This is a genomic window from Lysinibacillus telephonicus, assembly GCF_003966145.1.
Classification (GTDB): domain Bacteria; phylum Bacillota; class Bacilli; order Bacillales_A; family Planococcaceae; genus Ureibacillus; species Ureibacillus telephonicus.
The window spans coordinates 1-16,352 of record NZ_RXNR01000078.1; the positions used below are offsets into that span (position 1 = coordinate 1).

The 16,352-nt window shown below is 32.8% G+C and carries 11 protein-coding genes and 1 pseudogene; all 12 read left to right on the forward strand.

Features of this window, described 5'->3' with window-relative positions; genetic code table 11:
- The first annotated feature begins 240 nt into the window (after positions 1-240).
- The 12 genes and pseudogenes from EKG35_RS17870 to aspA all read left to right on the forward strand — a co-directional run bounded on the left by EKG35_RS17870 (position 241) and on the right by aspA (position 15,077).
- A complete protein-coding gene (locus EKG35_RS17870) occupies positions 241-1,689 on the forward strand; it encodes a UDP-N-acetylmuramoyl-L-alanyl-D-glutamate--2,6-diaminopimelate ligase (protein WP_126295902.1) in 1,449 nt (482 codons plus the stop codon).
- A gap of 258 nt (positions 1,690-1,947) precedes the next feature.
- On the forward strand, positions 1,948-2,787 hold the full coding sequence (locus tag EKG35_RS17875) for an SPL family radical SAM protein (RefSeq protein WP_185807809.1): 840 nt from the start codon (positions 1,948-1,950) through the stop codon (positions 2,785-2,787).
- A gap of 445 nt (positions 2,788-3,232) precedes the next feature.
- Positions 3,233-3,814: a pyridoxamine 5'-phosphate oxidase family protein gene (locus EKG35_RS17880; protein WP_126295903.1), complete on the forward strand. Its 582-nt coding sequence runs from the start codon at positions 3,233-3,235 to the stop codon at positions 3,812-3,814.
- A 381-nt stretch (positions 3,815-4,195) separates the two neighbouring features.
- Positions 4,196-4,776 (forward strand): annotated as a pseudogene (locus tag EKG35_RS17885) (LysE family translocator).
- A gap of 25 nt (positions 4,777-4,801) precedes the next feature.
- Complete coding sequence (locus tag EKG35_RS17890) at positions 4,802-5,578, forward strand: AraC family transcriptional regulator (RefSeq protein ID WP_126295904.1); 777 nt, start codon at positions 4,802-4,804, stop codon at positions 5,576-5,578.
- Between the two features lie 703 nt (positions 5,579-6,281).
- Positions 6,282-8,018: an ABC transporter ATP-binding protein gene (locus EKG35_RS17895; RefSeq protein ID WP_126295905.1), complete on the forward strand. Its 1,737-nt coding sequence runs from the start codon at positions 6,282-6,284 to the stop codon at positions 8,016-8,018.
- Positions 8,019-8,262: 244 nt separating this feature from the next.
- Positions 8,263-8,697 carry a hypothetical protein gene (locus tag EKG35_RS17900; protein ID WP_126295906.1) on the forward strand — a complete coding sequence of 145 codons (435 nt, stop codon included), beginning with the start codon at positions 8,263-8,265 and terminating at the stop codon, positions 8,695-8,697.
- A 64-nt stretch (positions 8,698-8,761) separates the two neighbouring features.
- Positions 8,762-9,334: a delta-aminolevulinic acid dehydratase gene (locus EKG35_RS17905; RefSeq protein ID WP_126295907.1), complete on the forward strand. Its 573-nt coding sequence runs from the start codon at positions 8,762-8,764 to the stop codon at positions 9,332-9,334.
- Between the two features lie 135 nt (positions 9,335-9,469).
- Positions 9,470-11,299: a hypothetical protein gene (locus tag EKG35_RS17910; RefSeq protein ID WP_126295908.1), complete on the forward strand. Its 1,830-nt coding sequence runs from the start codon at positions 9,470-9,472 to the stop codon at positions 11,297-11,299.
- A gap of 68 nt (positions 11,300-11,367) precedes the next feature.
- Entirely contained in the window at positions 11,368-11,970 is a 603-nt protein-coding gene (locus EKG35_RS17915; RefSeq protein ID WP_126295909.1) for a hypothetical protein, read from the forward strand.
- A gap of 60 nt (positions 11,971-12,030) precedes the next feature.
- A complete protein-coding gene (locus tag EKG35_RS17920; protein ID WP_126295912.1) occupies positions 12,031-13,239 on the forward strand; it encodes an RtcB family protein in 1,209 nt (402 codons plus the stop codon).
- A gap of 419 nt (positions 13,240-13,658) precedes the next feature.
- Positions 13,659-15,077 (forward strand): aspartate ammonia-lyase, encoded by a 1,419-nt coding sequence (gene aspA, locus EKG35_RS17925; RefSeq protein ID WP_410799700.1) that lies wholly within the window; start codon positions 13,659-13,661, stop codon positions 15,075-15,077.
- Positions 15,078-16,352: the final 1,275 nt, after the last annotated feature.

Below are 16,352 nucleotides of genomic sequence, written 5' to 3' on the forward strand. Positions count from 1 at the left end.
AAAATTCACGGCCATTAACTAAGGGAACAGAAGAACTAATGTGAAAAAAGAGAGAAAGGTGAATTTGAGGGAACTCAAATTCACCTTTCTCTTTATTTGAAGCTAGTTATGTCCCAGCCCCTATTTTTTATTATATTTCTCAACCGAATGAGCAAATTAATAAAAAAGCAAGTGAGGATGTAATTTTTTCAATCATGTAATCATCAAATGGTCAAATCCAATTAATAGGAGTTAACATCCATGGAATTAAAACATTTACTAAATGCTCTTAAAGCTGAAATAAAGCCTGAAATAGCAAATCTCACAATCAAAGGAATAGCGGATAATTCGGTGGACGTATCAAAGGATTATTTATTTGTAGCTATTAAAGGATTTAAATCGAATGGACATGATTTTATTGATGATGCAATTAAGAGAGGGGCCTGTGTTATAGTAGGCGAGATGGATATTGTTTCATTGCCTATTCCATATATAAAAGTTGCTAATAGTAGAAGGGCTTTAGGAATCATTGCGAGCAATTTTTATCATCACCCTTCTAAATCAAAAATTATGATTGGAATTACTGGTACTAATGGAAAAACAACTACAAGTTATATTTTAAAACATATTTTAGAAAGTAATGGCCATACATGTTCTTTAATTGGTACCATTCAAAATATTGTTAACGGGGAAGTGTATGATAGTAAAAATACTACTCCTAGTTCATTAGTTTTGCAAAAGCTTTTATTTGAAAGTAAAGATGAAATAGTTATTATGGAAGTTTCTTCACATGGATTATCCCAATTTAGAATTGAAGGAATTACATTTGATTATTGCCTTTTTACGAATCTTGATCAAGAACACCTGGATTATCATAAAACAATGGAAGAATACTTTCAAACAAAATTGTCATTATTCAGTTATTTGAAGAAAAATGGGCAAGCAATTGTGAATACCGATAATGTTTGGGGTAAGAAATTAGCTGAGAAGTTAAAAGATAAAAATATTTATGTTCATTCTTTAGGGCAATCTGAGGACAATAAATTTCAAATATTAGACCTCGATTTCGAAAATTCTGTTGTCCAATTAACAGAGGACAATGAATCTGTTCAACTTTCATCGCCTATAATAGGGCTTCACAATATATATAACACTGCTATGGCATACATCACAGCAAAACTAATAGGTATTGAAAATGATAACATTTTGAATTCAATAAAACTTTTTCAGGGGGTAAAGGGTAGATTTGAAATATTAAAACTACATAATGGTGCCACAGTTGTTGTGGATTATGCACATACTGCTGATGCAGTTTTTCATTGTTTAACTACTTCAAAAAAGTACGGGGCAAAAAAGATTACCCATATTTTTGGTTTTCGAGGAGATAGGGATGAAAGTAAAAGACAAAGAATACTTGCGGTTTCTTCAGAGTTTAGTGATGAATTTATTTTAACTCTTGATGATTTAAATTCTGTTCCAATAAATGAAATGATTGAGTCATTATATAAACTAAATAACCATTATGCCAACAATAAAGGGATTGTTATGCCGGATCGAACCAGCGCTATAAAATGGGCAATTGAAAACAGTGAACAAGATGATTGGATACTAATTACAGGTAAAGGGCATGAAATTTACAAACAAAATTTCAGTATACCAACTACTTCAGATACAGAGACAGTTTTATATATCGATAATGGAGAAAAATAAAAAAGTTCATGAGATCACAAAAATCCTCGTCACTTGACGAGTTTTTTTTAATGGTTAAATATTAAAATTCTTAGGGTACCTTTTAGCTATTTTTCTGATAGCAATTTGATTACTACTGAACAGGCAAGAGAAGTTAGTTATCCATCGACTTAGAAATGAATATATGGGAAGATAAATTTATATTTACTATTAAGTTGATAAAGATATTCTAATGGGCTGAGAACACATTAAGTGATTAAATATTCAGTAAGTGGAGCGATGTATGTGGGTATTGAAATAAAAGAAATTATTGCAAAGAAAATCCTTACAGAAGCAAAGGGTTATTTAGATGTTGGTTTTACACATTCGCTAAATCCATATAGTGGTTGCGCGTTTTCTTGTAGTTATTGTTATGTAAGAGAAATGCCGATTCAACGTTTTAAAGAAATTCCTTGGGGAGAATGGGTGGACATAAAAACAAATGCTGCAGAAAATTACCGAGATGAAATTATAAAACTACGGAGAAGAAATAAACCTGTGAATCTTTTTATGTCATCTGCAACAGATCCCTATCAACCAATAGAACGTAAAGTAAATATTACACGGGGGATATTAGAAGAAATGATTGAATATCCACCAGATTTTCTTCATATCCAAACTCGAAGTCCACTCATTTCAAGAGATATAGATCTATTAGTAAAATTAAAAGAAAAATGTACAGTTCTTGTATCGATGACGATAGAAACTGATAGAGAGGACGTAAAGCAAATTTTTTCTCCTTATGCACCGGGAATTAAATTACGTTTAAAGGTACTAAAGGAAATTCATTCTGCAGGAATTACCACACAAGCTTCAATCTCACCTGTATTACCATTTACTCCTGAATTCCCAATAGTTCTTAAGAGGATTGTTGATCATATATGGATAGATACTTTAAGTATTGGTGATGGGGCGATGGGCAAACGATCTGAGAGATTGGGTATGCCTAGAATGTTTGAGGAACATGGATTTTCAAAGTGGTATCGAAAGGATATCCACGTAGCAGTGGAAAAATATTTTAAAAAACATTTTCCTATTGAAATGGTGCGCGTTTCTAAACAGGAAGCTTTTTTAAATTAATTATGCATTATGCTATCTAATAAGATAATGGCTTTTCCTAGCTAGAGCAAATACGCAATTAATTACAATTCTGACTTTAATCATTTTTCTTTAGTGAAAAGCAAACGGAGCAATTTTTAGAGAAAAAGGGCATGTAAATTGTGGGTTGATTTTATATATTACACCTTATAAAATTGAGAAAATTACAAATTTATAACAAATGCAAGTAATGGTGGTTGTTATGAGCTACTGATTGATGAAAACATGTCATTAAACACTCAAACTCGCCGAATGAGTGAAAAGTTGAAAATTTAGTGTTAGACATTGACATCCGTAATCGGTCATAGAATGGATTTACCTTAATAGCAAATCAACTAGTGACTGCCACGGAGGTGAAATGCTATCGTCTCTTATGAGATGATAGCTTTTTTAAATTTAACATTTGATTGGATAAGGAGGTTTTTTTATGGGAACAGTTTATTCACATTTACTTCCAAAACATGAGGAATTTATAAGAAAACAACGGATATTTTTCGTAGGTTCAGCACCGCTATCTTCAGACGGTCATGTTAACATTTCACCAAAGGGTCATGATGTATTAAGAATTTTTTCTCCCAATGAGGTAGCTTACTTAGATTTGACAGGTAGTGGAAATGAAACAAGTGCACATTTAAAAGATAACAGTAGAATTACTTTTATGTTCTTAGCTTTTGAAGGACCTCCTATGATTTTACGGCTTTATGGAAAAGGAAACGTTATACTACCTGGTACACCAGAATGGGATAATATGGCTAAACATTTTGACATTCTTCCTGGTTCTCGTCAAATTATTCATGCAAAGATTGAAACAGTAAAAACATCCTGCGGGTTTAGTGTACCGTTTTACTCATATGATGGTGAACGAGATACTCTTCAACAATGGGCTCACAATAAAAGTGAACAAGACTTAGAGGATTATCGAAAAAAGAAAAATTCAATAAGTATGGATGGCATAGTTACACCGATTGGAGAAAGTTTTGGAAACATCAATAAGATTAAAGAATCCTAGTTGTATTAACAACAGCAAGGATAATTAAAAAACCTGTTCCAATTGCTGCTACTAAATAGGTTGTTGGATTTCTTTGATACTGGTAATTCTGAATTTTGTAGCACCGAATGACTTGATCTTCCAATCGAACATTACTGTGACTATAAAAAGTTTTCCGATATCAATGAGTAGAAATACCAGAGTTAGACCTTGAAAATCTTCCATAAACATGTCAATAGTTATACTATAATCAACCTTGAGTTAAATAGAATAATAAACAGCGCGTTGGTTCAATTCAATGCGCTGTTCTGGTTTTATTGTAAATCTCTGCAATAATATACTATAAGATTTGATATTAAAAGGTGTAATAATTAGATATAACATAAAGAGGAGTGTTATATCTTGGATATTACATCTTTTATTATATATTGTTTTATTGTCACATTTACACCGGGACCAACCAATATAGTTATTTTATCCACGGTACATAATTATGGTGCAAAAAAAGCAATGGAATACACGTACGGAGCAACAATTGCCTTCGGTTTATTACTTTCCATCTCTGCGCAATGTTGAATACGGTCATGATAACATTTATACCAAAAATCATATTTGGTATGCAATTAATTGGAACAATGTATATGTTATATCTTTCTTATCAAATTTACAGAATGGATACATCAGAATCATCAACTGACAACAAAACAGGAACATTACTGTCGGGTTTTTTTATGCAATTTCTAAACCCAAAGGTTGTACTATTTACAATCACGGTTATTCCTAGCTTTGTTTTGCCCAATTATACTGACGCGCCAGCTGTAACCATTAGTGTTATAGTGATAACAATCATTGGATTTTTTGCATTCATAACGTGGGTTCTATTCGGTACAGTTTTCAAGCATTTTTTACAAAAGCACAAAAAAATTGTAAATGTCATCATGGCATTAGGTTTAGTTTATGCCACAATCATGATATGGATATAAGAGAAGGTTTTAAGAGGTGAATTAGATGGATAAATTTATCTATAAGAAATCTGCTGGTATTACTGCATTATCAGCAAGTATTACTGATTTTAAGTATAAAAGGCACGCTCACCAAGAATATGCAATTGGTGTAACCTTGCGTGGTATACAACACTATCACTTGGATGGCAGCCTACAATTATCCTATCAAAATGGTGTAATGCTTTTCAATCCTGAACAGACGCATGACGGAATGGCACATGATGAGAGTGGCCTTGATTATGTGATGCTATATATTGATCCCCAATTGTTTTTAGATATTACTGGAAAAAAAGATATCGTACGTTTTTCAACTCCTATTGTGTACGATCGTGCTCTAGAACAAAAAATATTGAATCTTTCTAATGCAATATTTAATGAAAAGGATGAGTCTCTATGTAGTGAGTTACTTATATCACTTACCGATAGTCTTATTCGATCAACTATTTCTACAAACAATAAAAACCATAACGCCCTAGTAAGAAAAGCTAAGGATATGCTGCATTCTAACTTAGAGAGCGTCCTTAAACTAGATGAGATTAGTAAAGAACTGAATTTATCAAAATTCCAGTTTATTAGATTATTTAAAGCTCAAACGGGAATAACACCCTATCAATACTATCTTAACTGCAGGATTGAAAGAGCAAAACGGTTAATCGAGAAGAATCGAGATATTTATTCAGCAGTAGCAGAGTGCGGTTTTGTTGATTTAACTCATCTAAATAAACATTTTAAAAGTGTTTATGGAACGACTGCTTTTGAATATATGTCGAATTTAACTTGAGGATATATAACTGGATAAATTGTAGATTGTTAAAAAAATTGTTGAACAGTTTCATTTAAAGTAACGGGTGCGTTGATCCAACGAGGATTTAACGCTTTTTTTGCTGAACAAAACAGAATAGTTTAAATATACCATTTGTGTAACCTTTAACCACTATTTTCGTTAAACTTAATATAGAGGTGGGATAATGATGAAGTTACTTCTCTAATTTTGAAGCTGGTTACAGCAAATTTTGGGCACATTTGGTAAAAAGTGAAAGTATACCTTGTTTTATGCGATAACATATAAAAAGTAACTGCGTTAATGTTAGTAGATATTTTTATTATATTTAAGCTCTCAATCGATGTTTTTTAGTTTATTGGTCACTTTATTACCGCATTATAGAAAAGCTCTTCTTTATATCCTGTCTGCACTCTTTTTCTTCAAACTGTGAATTGGAAACTTAAATATAACAAATTGTAACCTTTTGTAATTTAGTCCGTATATAGAGTAGAAAATAAATCAGGGAATGTCGTGATTATAAATTTCACAATATTAGCTGCTATTTTTTTGTTGCTTTATTACATAAAACATTAAGGCAAAGAAAAACAGTCTTTTTACTACATACTTATAAGTGCGCTATGTAAAAGGATTAGTTTGGAAACTTCCACTTTTGTTATTGTAAATGATCAAAATCGTAAAAATTATGAAAAGGAGTGAAATCATGGGACAAAAACAAAAAAACATGCGGAATCCATTTCTCTCTCTTATTCTTTCTACAAAAATTCCAAAGATCCCACTAGCGATTGGACTTATTGCCAGCCTTATTACGACAATTGCAGGGCTTTCTATTCCATTATTAACAAGAGAGATGGTAGATGGATTTTCAATTGAATCTTTAAACAGCTTCCTAATTTTTGTGATTATACTTGTTTTTATTATACAAGCAGTTATCGATGGCATCTCAATTTATGCATTAACATACGTTGGTCAGAAAATGGTTGCTCGGCTACGTGAAAGATTATGGAATCAACTACTTCACTTACCGGTTCATTATTTTGATAAAAATACAAGTGGAGAAACTGTCAGTCGTGTTGTAAATGATACTGGTGTACTAAAAGACTTAATTTCACAGCACTTCCCTCAATTTATTGGTGGAATCATTACCATTATAGGTTCTGTCATCATTTTGTTTATTATGGACTGGAAAATGACCCTATTAATGTTTATTGCTATTCCAATAACGGTTTTATTTATGGTTCCACTTGGAAGTAGGATGTCCAAAATATCGCGCAACTTACAGGATGAAACAGCCAGTTTTACGGCAAACGTTCAACAAACCCTTAGTGAAATTAGACTAATGAAGGCTTCAAATGCGGAAAAAACGGAACAACAAAAAGGATTAAGTGGAATTGAAAAACTGTTTACATATGGATTAAGGGAAGGGAGAATTTTCTCTCTAATTGGTCCACTTATGTATCTTGTCGTCATGGTTGTTATTGTCATTTTATTAGGTTACGGAGGAATCCGGGTAGCTGATGGTTCGATGACAACTGGATCACTTGTTGCTTTTTTGCTTTATCTTTTTCAAATCATTTATCCTATTACATCTTTTACAATGTTTTTCACTCAACTGCAGAAGGCAAAGGGAGCAACGGAACGAATTATTGAAATTTTAGAGTTAAACGCAGAACCGGGTCAAAATGGGAAAGACATGGACATTTCTAATAAAGGAATTCATGTTGTTGATGTCTCCTTCTCCTATAATGAAGAAGAACCCGTTTTAAATAATTTGTCCTTTGAAGTAGAACCTGGAACGATGGTTGCTTTTGCAGGACCAAGTGGTGGAGGTAAATCAACAATGTTTGCCCTTCTCGAACGTTTTTATGAACCGACTTCTGGGGAAATTTTAATCGGAAATACTCCTATTCGAGAGCTATCCTTGTCAAGCTGGAGAAAACAAATTGGCTATGTTTCACAAGATAGCCCAATGATGGTAGGAACGATACGTGAAAATCTTTGTTATGGTTTAGAAGACAGTGAAAATATAGATGATGATCGCCTATGGGAAGTTGCAAAAATGGCTTATGCAGAACAATTTATTAAGGAATTTCCAAATGGACTTGATACAGAAGTTGGGGAGCGGGGAATTAAGCTATCAGGTGGTCAGCGGCAGCGAATTGCTATTGCTCGGGCATTCCTAAGAGATCCTAAAATCTTATTGATGGATGAGGCAACCGCAAGTTTGGACAGCCAGTCTGAGGGATTCGTACAAGATGCCTTAGAGCGGTTAATGGAAGGAAGAACAACATTTATAATAGCACATCGTCTATCAACAATTGTAAGTGCAAATAAAATCATCTTTATTGAAAAAGGGCAAATAACAGGAGAAGGTACACATCAGCAACTTGTAAAAACACATTCCCTCTATAGAGAATTTGCAGAACAACAATTAACATAAAAAATTAATGGTCAATTTCACTTCTGTAGACGTGATATAAAGAATTTCTTCTGAAAGATTTTAATCGGTAAATAGAGAGTAATTTTCCGAGGATAATAGCAGGAGTTTATTATCGATTTAGATTGTGTCTCATTCTAAAAATTTAAACAATGAATAAGCGATCAATAATTTGAAACTTTTTCCATTTTTCTTCGTTAAACTTTTTAGTTATGTAAAATAAAGCTAAAAAGTGGGGAGAAGCATGTTGAAAAAGGTAATAATACCACTTATTTATGTTGGTGAATGGATTCTATATTTTTATGTTCTCCTATTAGTCTTATCTTATAATTTCATTAATTTAGCCAACGTTATTTATGTTGATACGCCTGGGGAAGTTCCAATTACTATCACAACTTCAATATCAGCTTTTATTCAGTCACTATTGCTAGTGATAGGTCTTTGTGCAATTTGTTTTTTGTATACGAAGTATTTTACAGGTAATGGATTTTTTAAGCTTATCAAAGTATATGCTTGGGGTATTTTATTCGCATTAAATTCGGTAAGCTGTTTTGGTTATTTCTTAATTTGGTATGGATTTGACGGTTTTGATATGCGAAATACCGAACTGGCATTGTTGTTATTGATTATTTTAGTTAGTGTAACTCTTACAATGCACATCATTACGAGAACAGATAAATAATTTGATTAGTCAATAGGGAGTTACTGTTAAAGAAGTATAAAATGTCAAAAAGGAGAATTTTATAATGAGTAGACCTGAGTTATTTGTTACTTTAGCAGTAGGGGAAAACTGTGATATGTCTGCATTTGCTCTTCGTTCATCACTTGAATATTTCGGGGCAAAAGTTAATGTACATTGGATAGGTAGACCAAATGATTTAATCGATATTCTTTCAGGTTCCTATTTAGATAATCCATGCGACTATCTAATATTAGATTTTCACGGTGATGAGGGACGTCTTTATATGACGGAATTGGATAGTGAAGTTTATGAGCCAGATGAACCTCGTGGGAAGTTTTTTGATTATCATCAAGTAAGGAAATATACAAAATTAAAGAATATAAATGTTATCGCCAATGGGTGTACATTAGGAGATGAAAATTTAGCAAAAGCTTTTCTCGATTGCGGTTGTAAATCTTACATTGGACCTAACGATTATATCGATGGAAATTCCGCATTAATGTTTTTAATTGCGTTTATGTATGAAGTGATTAATAACAAGAAAAGTCAAAAAGAAGCATTTGAAATTGCAAAATCCATTGATGACGAAACTAGATTGTATAGATTGTATTTAAATGAATCGGACAAGAATAGATAATGAGGGTGCTCTAAGCAGCCCTTTTCTTGTTCTTATGGGTTATATTTGGATATATGGAAATTTGAAATAATTAACTTTTTTCTTCGTATATAAATAAGAAGAAAAACTATAAGGTTAAATAAAAAGGAGATTCTGATGAGTTTTAAAGAAGAATTTAAACGAGAGATGCGTAATATCAAAAATGATGCAGCGAAAGAAGTTGATAAATATTGGGCCATTGATTTTCAAGGTCATAAAATAGAGATTCATAATAAAATGCTTGAAGAAACAGTAAAAGTTGATGGTCGGATTGTTGCTAGCAACACACGTCAGTCCATTTGGTCACACTTGATGCCTTATTCTACATTGTCGGGTACATTTCAAACAGAAGACGGTAAGCACCATAAAGTATTTGTGAAAATAGGTGGATTAGTCCGTTTAAATATTGTAGTTAAAGTCGATGGACGCGTTATATTCAAAGAAGCAATAACTCTTGAATTTTTGCCATGGTCAAATAAAGAATTTATTGTTCCGTATCTCGAGCAGCAAATAAAAGAACATCATAAAATTATTAATACAGATTTGCCTGACGATGCTTATTTAGTAGATGAAAACCACCCAAAACTGGCTCCTGGCTTATCTGATCAATTAGTTTCCGAAGGGGTGACTCCATTTTTTACGAAAAAGCTCCTCAAATTATTTATGGAGCAAGTAGAAAATCCAACAACTCAAACAAGAAAAGCGACCTATGAGAAAATCAAAGAAGAGAAAGTAATCAGTTATTTCCACGAACTTCTTGAGCTATTTGTTCTGGAGGAAATAGATGAACAACGGGTGCAGCAAGAAGCTATTTGGCTACTTGAACACGCAGCACATCGAGAAGTAGTGAAATTTGCCATAATAATTTTAGGGTGCACAGATTGTGAAAGTATGAAGGAACGCGTGAAAATACTTGCTTTACATGAAGAATTTACTGGAGTTGCTCTTTTTGCATTAAAAAATGGGACAAGCAACTCGAATGATTCAATTTGGCAAATTGCGAAGTCTGTAAGCGGTTGGGGTAAAATTGAGGCGATTAACTTTTTGGAACCCAATACGGAGGAAATTCGGCTTTGGATTTTAACGGAAGGTACAAAAAATAATGTGATGAACCATTATTCTTCCCTTATTTGTGCTGAAAAAGGGAAACTTGATATTATGCTGCATGAGTCAGAAATCTCAAAAGAGTTATTTATCGGTGCCGGTGAAATTATTTTAGGCTTACTAGGGGAAGTTACACATCAAGCAATTGATGAATACGAATATTCTGGACAGGTACTTATGCGTTATACATATCATGCGAAAACACATTGTAGTGGGCTCGAACATTTTTATATACTAACTCGTATTGCTAAATATATGAGCGAAGATGAGGAAACATGGAATGAACGATATGCAACAAATTGGAAGCCTCATGAACGACAGGCTGTAAAAGAGGCAATTTTAGAAATTGCTAAAGATCCAATTTGGATACAACAGACATCGTCAATACTTCATTCTGGAAATAAGAAAGATACACATGCATTAGCGATTGCCCAGTATTATAAACTGGATATTACAGAGCTTTTGTTTGAAAAACTAAAAAACGACCCAAATAATTTAGATTATCATATGGCTATTATTGCCACAAAAGATCGAAAGGCAATTGAAGCATTAGTGACATTTATGGATCGTTTTGAATCATTCGAAAAATTAACAGAAGATGAACATTTTATTATTATTTCTTTACTAGAGGCATTAGGGGAATATGAAGGGACGGGGCTTCATTTTATTGAAAAATGTTTACGCTCAGATGATTCGAGTTTCCAATACTTCGCTTTAAATACACTAGAAAAACAAGATAAAAGACATTGGGATCGGCCGGACTTTATCGATGTAATCCAAAAAATCGCAAATAAGTCGAAAGAGAAAGAAAACCGCCAACTAGCAAAGAATTTACTTTCATAATGCAGCAGGGGAACACCCGAGGGATTATGAACATAATCTTTTATTTTTAGTGAAAGAGGAGGATTACAATGAAACGAAAACCTCGCCCAACAGATCATTATGATGAAAATCTTATCCACATTGATGAACATATTTGTGCTTTATTAAAGCTAAGAAAGGGCCTTTCAAATAACCCTGGAATTCCATCTGATGATGTTATCTCTGAGTGGGCTTTAAAATATGAGCTATATGAAGACTTTTTATATCAGTTGTTCGGAACTATGAAATATGAAAATTTATTTAAATCTCGAATTGAACCTACAGGATTTAGAAAGAATCTATCAGTTTTAAAATCTGTTGAAGTTGGTGAACGTATATATACTGTTACTGTTATTAAACAGTATGAAAATGCAAGTGTAATACAACTTCATATCGATTGGGATGAGCCAGATGATTCATCAATAGATTTAATTAGTAAATGTCGAAATAGTAATTTTGAATTGTTTATAAGCGAGGAATACGATTGTCGAAAAGGTAGAGCAGGGGGACGGCAGGGTTATTATTCATATAGTTTTATTGTTACACCACCGTTGCCTGATGAAATTTCAGGTTTTGATTTTGTATTTAAGGAATATAATGATAATTTAAAGGAAAAACCAACAGGCCTTGAGATTGTAATGTGCTTAGAATAATTTCAATAACAGGGATTTGTACTAAAAAGAATTATGTACAAAGAAAGGATGAAACATCCAATGACTATTGATTTAAATAGTAAGTATACTTCAGCAAAAATATACACAAATAATCCATTGCCAAGCGCAATTGAACAAATTAAAGAGTTAATCGAGCAACCCTTTATGGAAGGAACAAAAGTTAGAATAATGCCTGATTATCATGCAGGAAAAGGCTGTGTAATTGGAACAACTATTAAATTAAATGGCAAAGTAGTGCCTAATTTAGTTGGGGTAGATGTTGGGTGTGGAGTGCTAGTTTCAAAGATTAATAAAAACGATATTGATTTTCAAAAATTGGATAACACTATAAGAAATTATGTGCCAAGTGGAGCAGACCTACACAGTTCCTATCAACCTCTTAAAGATATTCATGAGTTTACTGCAGACAAATTTATTGCTAATGGATTGAGTGATGATTTAACTAATCTCTCTTTAGGAACACTAGGAGGTGGAAATCATTTTATTGAGGTAGCAAAAGATGACAATGAAAATTACTATTTATTAATTCACACAGGTTCACGCTATTTAGGTGCAAAAGTTGCAAAATACCATCAAAAGAAAGCAATTGAAAATCTGAAAAATGCAGATGTAAAAGAAATAATTGTCAAACTTAAACAAGAGGGAAGAGATCGTGAAATTCAAAATGAGATTCTTAATTTCAAATTACAGAATCCAAGAATTCCAAATGACTTAGCGTATTTAGAAGACAGTGCTTTCGATGATTATATTCACGATATGAGGATTGCTCAAAACTACGCTAAAAGAAATAGAGAAACGATTTCAAGCATTATATCCGCTCATATGAATTGGGATTTTGAAGAACAGTTTGATACGATTCATAATTATATTGAAACAGAAACAATGACTTTAAGGAAAGGTGCAGTTCGTGCTAATAAGGGGGAACAATTAGTTATTCCGATGAACATGAAAGATGGCTCTTTGTTATGTATCGGTAAAGGGAATTCAGATTGGAATTATTCTGCACCACATGGAGCAGGAAGATTATTCTCACGTACACAAGCAATGAAAAATTTAACGATGGAAGAATATAAAAATTCTATGGTTGATGTTTGGACTACATCTGTAACCGAAGAAACCCTTGACGAAGCACCAATGGCATATAAACCAATGACGGAGATCATCGACAATGTTAAGAATACAGTAGATATTATGAAAATTATTAAGCCTGTTTATAATTTCAAAGCAAGTGACAAATTCAGGAGATAATAATAGAGGTGCTGGGTAATTAACCTATCGCCTCTATACATAAAGTAATAACATAATAGTAGTACATTTAAAGAACATTAGACAAAATTACATAAAACAATTCAAAGAACGTTATCTGTTGTGATATACAAATTTAATAATGCACCATATTTCCTTTTATCTGCACCTTTAAAATTTAAAATTGTACTGCTCTTTCTGAAAACAAGTTCTGCTGCGTGTTAATTATCTTATTTACAATGACATTCCCGTACTTCTATTGAAAATTCACGAAATATTTCGTGAATAATTTTTCTGCATTTTATATCTCAAAATGAGATGATATTGTGCTAATCTAGAGATAGGTTTGTGATGTAAATAAAATATAAATGTAACGTACATTTATTTGATTAGACCGAGAAATGGAGACTTGTATTATGGTAATGACAGAATTTCGTATTGAAAAAGATTTTTTAGGAGAAAAGGAAATACCAAAGGATGCTTATTATGGAGTTCAAACGATGCGGGCTGTTGAAAACTTTCCCATTACTGGTTATCGAATTCATCCTGAACTTATTAAATCTTTGGGAATCGTGAAAAAAGCTGCAGCATTAGCAAATATGGAAGCTGACATGTTAAAGAAAGAAATTGGGCAATTCATTCTTCAAGCCTGTGATGAAGTGATTACTGGAAAATGGAATGACCAATTTATTGTCGATCCGATTCAAGGTGGTGCAGGCACATCCATCAATATGAATGCAAACGAAGTCATTGCAAATCGTGCGCTTGAACTAATGGGAGAAGAAAAGGGAAATTATCAAGTTATAAGCCCTAATAGCCATGTCAATATGTCGCAATCAACAAATGATGCTTTCCCAACCGCAACCCATATCGCAGTACTTAGCTTAATGAACCAATTACTTGAATCAGCTAAAAAAATGCAAAATGCATTTGTTTTGAAAGCGAAAGAGTTTGCTGGTGTTATAAAAATGGGACGTACACACCTTCAAGATGCAGTTCCTATTCTACTTGGGCAAGAGTTTGAGGCGTATGCTAGAGTGATTTCTCGTGATATTGATCGAATGTCACTATCAATCCAACATTTATATGAAGTGAATATGGGTGCAACGGCTGTTGGTACAGGTTTAAATGCAGATCCAACATATATTGATGCGGTTGTTCAAAATCTTAATGAATTAAGTGGGTTGCCTTTAAGTCGTGCAGAACATTTGGTGGATGCAACTCAAAATACGGATTGCTATACAGAAGTATCTGCAACGCTAAAAGTTTGTATGATCAATATGTCAAAAATCGCAAACGATTTACGTTTAATGGCTTCTGGACCACGTGATGGATTATTTGAAATTATGCTTCCAGCTCGTCAACCAGGTTCATCAATAATGCCTGGCAAGGTAAATCCGGTTATGGCGGAAGTAGTAAACCAAGTTGCTTTTCAAGTAATGGGGAATGATTTAACGATCTCACAAGCTTCTGAAGCAGGTCAATTTGAATTAAATGTAATGGAACCAGTCCTATTCTATAATTTAATTCAATCAATTTCGATCATGAACAATGTATTTACTGTATTTACAGAGAAATGTGTGCTAGGAATTAAAGCAAATGCAGAACACTTAAAACAATATGTGGAACAAAGTGTTGGGATTATCACTGCTGTAAACCCTCATATCGGATATGAACTTGCTGCACAGATTGCAAAAGAGGCAATAGCAACAGGGGCATCTGTACGTGAGCTTTGCATTAAGTCAGGCGCGTTAACTGCAGAACAATTAGATAAAATATTAGATCCTTACGAAATGACACACCCAGGCATTGCTGGTGGCAGATCTTTAGTAAATAAGTAAGTTTACGAGTATGAGAGTTAAATCAAACAAGCATTAAGGGATAGAACGTTTTATATGCATAATTGAAACTAAGGCAGATTGCCAAAAAATTACCTTTATTTTGGATTTGGAACAGTTACTACCACCAACCCATTATAAAGGTTTTTTTATTTGAAAAATATATTAACAGATAACTCATGTTTATTTTTATTGATTGCATTGAGTTACTTCAATTCGACTTCAGAGATGTATAGTTAACGGAAGTTTCATTAAAATCTATATTGATATATTGGAGTTTTTCAACCGAGTTGTTTTTTCATTCTGTATATTTATGTTAAAATTAGTGCGAATTTGTAAAGAGATAGGGGATGAGTAAATTGAAGACCTCCCTTTCGGCATTGTAGGTGTGCTCATAGGAGTAATAGTTGTGAGTTTCATTCGCAATGGTCGAATAGATTGGGGAATAGTGGGTATTTTAATTGCCTTAATTATAATAGCATTGATTTTTAGATTAGGTTTGAATTTATATAAAAAATAGAAATTGCTGCTGAACACGGGCGCAATACTTAAATAGCTAAAGATGGAGTGGGGGTCAATACAATGAAGTATTTAATAGGTCTGTATATTGTTGTGGCAATAATTGTATTTGTTAATCTGACAAGTGTATTTATCCTTAAAGATAATTATTCAGCAATTGCAAGTTGGTTAATAGTCTTCTTATTTCTCCTAGGAACCATCTTTTTTGTGAATGCAAAATTTTATTTTTCTAAGAAGTAATAAAAGGTATTGTTTATTTATATAACGCATTCCTGAAGGAAATTGGGATCTCTTTATGGTTATTATTTTTTACTATACTTCCGTACTCATTTTAGTGAGTACGGTGTTTTTTATTCTTCATATATATTATTTCTGCCTTGAACTTTTCCTTCCATCTAGTACTACTCACCTTACCGTCATGAATTAAGACTTTACAATCTCTAAACTTTCATCTTCTAAGATTACTACAAGAATCTTCTAATAAGAGTCTATTAGGCATATTAAATTTTAGATGACTATTATTTTATATAGAGGTAGTTTTTTACAAAAAATATATCTTTTACAATTTTATGTAAATGTTTTTGTAGTATTGTATTATTTTGTAAAAATAGGACGAAATATTTTGTTTACCTTAACTTGTATAAATGTCAACTATATAATGTACATTTTCGTTCGTTTAAGAATGTACATTTTTGATTCCCCCAACCACTGGGATGGGGGAAGTATTCTTTAAAAGGGTGGTATGCCAAGCTGATTTTG

Bases quoted from the DNA above. Each gene is read 5' to 3' on its own strand.
- EKG35_RS17870 (WP_126295902.1), top strand. From the start codon at position 241: ATGGAATTAAAACATTTACTAAATGCTCTTAAAGCTGAAATAAAGCCT.
- EKG35_RS17875 (WP_185807809.1), top strand. From the start codon at position 1,948: ATGTATGTGGGTATTGAAATAAAAGAAATTATTGCAAAGAAAATCCTT.
- EKG35_RS17880 (WP_126295903.1), top strand. From the start codon at position 3,233: ATGGGAACAGTTTATTCACATTTACTTCCAAAACATGAGGAATTTATA.
- EKG35_RS17890 (WP_126295904.1), top strand. From the start codon at position 4,802: ATGGATAAATTTATCTATAAGAAATCTGCTGGTATTACTGCATTATCA.
- EKG35_RS17895 (WP_126295905.1), top strand. From the start codon at position 6,282: ATGGGACAAAAACAAAAAAACATGCGGAATCCATTTCTCTCTCTTATT.
- EKG35_RS17905 (WP_126295907.1), top strand. From the start codon at position 8,762: ATGAGTAGACCTGAGTTATTTGTTACTTTAGCAGTAGGGGAAAACTGT.
- EKG35_RS17910 (WP_126295908.1), top strand. From the start codon at position 9,470: ATGAGTTTTAAAGAAGAATTTAAACGAGAGATGCGTAATATCAAAAAT.
- EKG35_RS17915 (WP_126295909.1), top strand. From the start codon at position 11,368: ATGAAACGAAAACCTCGCCCAACAGATCATTATGATGAAAATCTTATC.
- EKG35_RS17920 (WP_126295912.1), top strand. From the start codon at position 12,031: ATGACTATTGATTTAAATAGTAAGTATACTTCAGCAAAAATATACACA.
- aspA (WP_410799700.1), top strand. From the start codon at position 13,659: ATGACAGAATTTCGTATTGAAAAAGATTTTTTAGGAGAAAAGGAAATA.